This window comes from Streptomyces sp. NPDC102259, from assembly GCF_044766465.1.
Lineage (GTDB): Bacteria > Actinomycetota > Actinomycetes > Streptomycetales > Streptomycetaceae > Streptomyces.
This window is the reverse complement of the sequence record NZ_JBIWMA010000069.1, coordinates 1-1240: the sequence shown is the minus strand read 5'-3', so window position 1 is coordinate 1240 and position 1240 is coordinate 1. Positions and strand designations below refer to the sequence as shown.

Annotated in this window: 1 protein-coding gene; it reads left to right on the top strand. The window is 65.1% G+C overall.

Annotated features, from left to right (window positions below):
• Nucleotides 1-145: 145 nt before the first annotated feature.
• A partial coding sequence (locus ACIRPU_RS44390) for an IS256 family transposase (RefSeq protein WP_403878959.1) occupies nt 146-1240 on the top strand: 1095 nt, incomplete at its 3' end.

The following is a 1240-nucleotide window of genomic DNA, read 5'->3' as shown; positions in this document are numbered from 1 at the left end:
GGGAGTGTAAATCTAACGGCGGATCCGACGATCATGGGAGAGACGTCAAGTGACTGACACCGCCGTGGAGTTGGAGACCGTGGAACCTGTCGAGAGTGCCCCGTCCGGGCAGCCTGCGCCCGTGTCGGATGAGCAACTGGTCGCGATGCTGGTGGAACGGGCCCGGTCGGAGGGGCTGCAGCTGACCGGGCAGGGTGGGCTGCTGCAGCAGCTGACCAAGCGGGTCCTGGAATCTGCCCTGGAAGGTGAGATTACCGATCACCTCGGCTATGAACGCCACGATGCTGTCGGCCGGGGCAGCGGCAACTCCCGCAACGGGAGCCGGGCCAAGACGGTGCTGACCGACGTCGGGCCGGTGGAAGTGAAGGTGCCCCGCGACACTGCCGGCAGCTTCGAGCCGCAGATCGTCAAGAAGCGACAGCGACGCCTGACCGGCATCGACGAGATGGTGCTTTCTTTGTCCGCGAAGGGCCTCACGCACGGAGAGATATCGGCTCATCTCGCCGAGGTGTACGGCGCCGAAGTGTCCAAGCAGACCGTCTCCACCATCACTGACCAAGTGATGGAGGGCATGGCCGAATGGCAGAACCGACCGCTCGACCGCGTCTATCCGGTCCTGTTCGTGGACGCCATCAACGTCAAGATCAGGGACGGGAAGGTTGCGAACCGCCCTATCTACGTGGTGATGGCGGTGACGGTGGACGGCACCCGCGACATCCTCGGCATCTGGGCCGGCGACGGCGGCGAGGGCGCCAAGTACTGGCTGCATGTGTTCACCGAGCTGAAGAACCGCGGCCTGGACGACGTGCTCATGCTGGTCTGCGACGGGCTCAAGGGACTCCCTGAGGCTGTGGAGACCGTCTGGCCTCGCACAATCGTCCAGACGTGCGTCGTTCACCTGCTGCGGAACTCGTTCCGATACGCCGCCCGCCAGGACTGGGACAAGGTCGCAGGGGCCCTCAAACCCGTCTACACCGCACCCAGCGAGGACGCCGCGACGGAGCGGTTCCTGGAGTTCCAGGAGGCATGGGGCCGGAAGTACCCGGCGATCGTGAAGCTGTGGTCGGACGCCTGGGCCGAGTTTGTGCCCTTTCTCGCCTTCGACGTTGAGATCCGCAAGGTCATCTGCAGCACGAACGCGATCGAGAGCGTCAACGCACGCATCCGCAGGTCCGTCCGCGCCCGCGGGCACTTCCCCAACGAGGCCGCCGCCCTCAAGTGCATCTACATGGCCCTGATG